We start from the raw sequence: 3,641 nt of genomic DNA on the forward strand, positions 1-3,641 counted from the left end.
ATCCAGACCTGCCGGCAGTTCGTTCTCTGCCGCTTCTCTTGGACTTGTCTGTCTTCGATGACAGGAACAGTACCCGACTCGGCCGCGAATATCTAACGTGGCCGCTGCAGAGTTTGCTAGATCACACTTCAGGTTTTCTTTGATCGCCGCGAGTGGACCGGCTGCGGCGGGGTAGGGCCATAGGCCCTTGTGACCGGGAGGCGATGCAAATGTCCGCCGTCTGAGCGTCCTGCGCACCCGGTTCCGGTCCAGCGCGCGGCTGTGCCCGCCTGACCATTCAGCCTTTTGACGGCGCGGACCGGGTGGGCGCCCGAGGCCACCGCACGGTTACCGTAAGTGAGCAATACTGGGAGGGAGGAAGCATGCCATGGCTTTGACCATCGACCGTTCCCTCCATGAGGAGGACCTGGCGGTCGTGGTGCTGAGCGGCGACATCGACGTGGCCACCAGTCCCCGGCTGAGGGGAGAGCTCATCACCCTGATCGCGTCGGGCGTCCGACACCTGGTCCTGGATCTGCGCGCGGTCTTCCTGATCGATTCGCGCGGCCTGGACGTCCTGGTCGCCATCCAGCGGCACCTGCACCGCCATGGCGGCTCGGTCGTCTTGACCGCCCCGAGCCGACAGGTCCGCACCGTGCTGCGCACGACCCAACTCACCAAGGTCTTCCCCATCTATGGGTCGACCGACGTGGCGCTGCACCTGCACCGCTCCGAGCAACCCACTGGGCGGACGACCGGCGACCACGACCCGGAACCAGAGTCCCCCTGCGGCGACGACCACACCGGGAACCACGACGACAGCCTCACCGGGGGATGACCCGCCGACGTTCCGCTGTATCGGCAGGCCTCCGGAACGTTCAGTGGTCGTCCCAGTGGCCGGCGTGGGCGGCGTGGCGGTGTCCGTCGTGAAGGTAGTCGACGTGATCGTCGTGCGGGACCGCGACGTGGCCGCAGTTGAGGCCGTGCTGATGCTCGTGGCCCTCGTGCGGCGCGTGTTCGCTCTGGCCGCACTCGTCCACGTGGTCCTCGTGCACGCGGTGGATGTGGCCGTCGTGTGCGTAGTCGACGTGGTCATCGTGCTGGAAGGCCACGTGACCGCATCCCTCGCCGTGAACGTGTGAATGGCCGGTGTGGGGACGGTGCTCGGCAGCGGACATGGTGACCTCCTTCTCCTGGCACGCCTGCCCGGGAGTACAGGCGACGGGTTCCCCCTTGCCCGCGAAGCCGCCACACGACCCCCATGCCTACGCAAAGCATCGCCAAACGCCGACCCGCGTCCGTCACGGGCGCGGCGTTGCCGAGATGCATTCCCGCAACGATAATGGTATTCATTTTCAGTAGAGGCGCGAGAGGAAGGGGTGCGCGATGAGCCGCAAGCCGGGACGGACGGCGCCGACCGGACGCTGGACGCAGCGGCGCGTCGCCATCGTCCGGATCCTGGCCCGCTGCCAGGACTTCGTCTCGGCCCAGCGACTGCACGCCGTCGCCAACGAGCAAGGGCTCGAGGTGGGCTTGACCACGGTGTACCGCGCGCTGCGCGACCTGGACGCGCAGGGCCGGGTCGACGTCGTGCGCGACGACGGCGGCGAACGCCTGTACCGGATGCGGTCCTCCAACGGGCACCGCCACTACCTGGTGTGCCGGTCCTGCGGCCACAGCCGCCCGGTGGAGGCGGAGGTGGTGGAGGCGTGGGCCGACACGAGGTCGGCGAAACCGCCGGGTTCGACGACGTCGAGCACACCGTCCAGCTCACCGGCATCTGCGTCGCGTGCCGTTCCCCATCGTCCGCCCACCGTTCGTGAAGGAGCACGTCATCCCGATCGGAAACCGCTCACCGGCGGAACCGCCGCAGACGCTCGCGCTGAAGCAGGTCGTACGGCGGCTGCTGTCCCTGGACGACGACACGGGCGTGGTCGTCCGGCAACTGGCCTGCACCGAACCGGGCTGCCCTCCGCTGGAGACCGTCGACGAGGTCGTCTCCCGCGTCCGTGCGATCAACGCGCCGGTGGAGATCATTCCGGCCCGGCACGCGGAGATCGACCTGCACCGGGTCCTGGACGTCGGCGCGTTCGACCTCGAACGGGTGCTGAAGGACGACCCGGCGTTCCTCACCGAGACCGAGCACCAGCACGACACCACCGTCACCTCGGTCGGCATCGACGTGCCCGGGGAGCTCGACGAGGAGCGGCTCGACCGGTGGCTCGGCGACCTGCTCCGCACCAAGGGGGCCGACATCTTCCGCTCCAAGGGCATCCTCGCCATCGCGGGCGAGGCCCGGCAGTACGTCTTCCAAGGCGTGCACATGCTGCTCGACGGCGAGTTCGGCCGAGCCTGGGCGGACGGCGAAGCCCGGCACAACCGTCTCGTCTTCATCGGCCGCGACCTGGACCGGGACGCTCTGGAACGCGCCTTCGCCGACTGCCTGGTCGACACCGGGAAGGCCGCATGACCCCGGCCGCCTCCACCACCGATCTCGACGCCGCCTGGGAGGTCGCCGTCGACGACGCCCCGGTGTCCGTCAGCGCGCAGGGCGATCTCGTCGCCGTCGCGGGGGCCGAGGGAACGGCCTGGACACTGGATCTCGCGACCGGAGCCGCGACCGAGGCGCTGCACCTGACCGGCGGGCTCCTGAAGGTGGCGCTGGCACCCGGCGCAGGGCATCTGGCGGCCACCGGCCCCACCGGATACGCCCTGTGGAGCCGCGGCGACGGACGCGTGACCGTCGCCGACACCGGCGCCTGGTCGTCGACCGCGGTCTGGGCCGGCGCGGGACGTGTCGCGGTCGCGTCCGGCCGGCGCGCCGTCGTCCAGGAGGCGGACGGCCGGCGGCTGTGGACGACCGAAGACGCCGCCAGCACCGTCACCGACCTGGCGTGGATGCGCGACGGTCGCCGCCTGGCCGTCGCCGCCTACGGCGCGGTGCGCTGCCACGAGCGGCACACGCCCGCACCCGTGGCCACCTACCGGTATGTCGGCTCCCACCTGGCGCTGGCCATCGCCCCCACGGGCCGATGGATCTGCAGCGGCAACCAGGACGCCTCCATCCACATCTGGCGCGCCCGCGACGGATCCGAGCTGACGATGTCCGGCTATCCCGAGAAGGTCTCCCGGCTCGCGTTCGACGACACCGGAACCTGGCTCGCCGCCGACGGCGCCCCGGACGTGACCGTGTGGGACTTCTCCGGCAAGGGCCCGGCCGGTACCGCGCCCCGATCGCTGGCCGCCCACGAGACCGTCACCGCACTGGCCTGGCGGCCCGGTTCGGCCGGGCATCTGGCCAGCGGCGACGAGGACGGCACCGTCGCGCTGTGGCGCGCCACGGCGGGCACGCCGCAGGCGCGCCTGCGGCCCGCGCGCACCCTGCACGCGGACTCGGCCGTGGCCGCACTCGCCTGGGCGGGCCCGGATCTGCTGATCGCCGCCCACCACGACGGACGGGTCCGGGCGCACCGGATCCCGTCCAGACCGGCGCTCTGACCAGCGGCCTTTCCGGCGCGGTCGGCTCCGTTCACGGTCCGGCGCGCCGCTCCCAGGGCGCGGCGCCCCTCCCCCCGGCGCCGCTGCCCGCCCGGCTCAAGCGCGTCGGGCTCGACGCCGGGCTCCCGCCGACGGAGGCGACGCTGCGCGCCCTGCACCGCGCC

General features: G+C 71.4%; 4 protein-coding genes and 1 pseudogene. All 5 read left to right on the forward strand.

The annotated features are described in order from the left end of the window. The first annotated feature begins 367 nt into the window (after positions 1 to 367). Positions 368 to 817: an STAS domain-containing protein gene (locus tag AB0L25_RS40950; RefSeq protein WP_500179032.1), complete on the forward strand. Its 450-nt coding sequence runs from the start codon at positions 368 to 370 to the stop codon at positions 815 to 817. 88 nt (positions 818 to 905) lie between these two features. Then, positions 906 to 1,121: a hypothetical protein gene (locus AB0L25_RS40955; protein WP_500179033.1), complete on the forward strand. Its 216-nt coding sequence runs from the start codon at positions 906 to 908 to the stop codon at positions 1,119 to 1,121. Positions 1,122 to 1,437: 316 nt separating this feature from the next. Next, a pseudogene (locus AB0L25_RS40960) lies at positions 1,438 to 1,650 on the forward strand (transcriptional repressor); the annotation flags it as partial. Positions 1,651 to 1,798: 148 nt separating this feature from the next. Next, entirely contained in the window at positions 1,799 to 2,449 is a 651-nt protein-coding gene (locus AB0L25_RS40965; protein WP_500179035.1) for a CobW family GTP-binding protein, read from the forward strand. Then, positions 2,446 to 3,477 (forward strand): WD40 repeat domain-containing protein, encoded by a 1,032-nt coding sequence (locus tag AB0L25_RS40970; protein ID WP_500179037.1) that lies wholly within the window; start codon positions 2,446 to 2,448, stop codon positions 3,475 to 3,477. Before AB0L25_RS40965 ends, AB0L25_RS40970 begins: the two co-directional genes overlap by 4 nt. Positions 3,478 to 3,641: the final 164 nt, after the last annotated feature.

Source organism: Spirillospora sp. NPDC052242 (assembly GCF_040679555.1).
In the GTDB taxonomy this organism is placed as follows: Bacteria; Actinomycetota; Actinomycetes; order Streptosporangiales; family Streptosporangiaceae; genus Spirillospora.

What these genes read in the sequence shown, in the direction of transcription:
- AB0L25_RS40950 (WP_500179032.1), top strand. Translation starts at nt 368, where the DNA reads ATGGCTTTGACCATCGACCGTTCCCTCCATGAGGAGGACCTGGCGGTC.
- AB0L25_RS40970 (WP_500179037.1), top strand. Translation starts at nt 2,446, where the DNA reads ATGACCCCGGCCGCCTCCACCACCGATCTCGACGCCGCCTGGGAGGTC.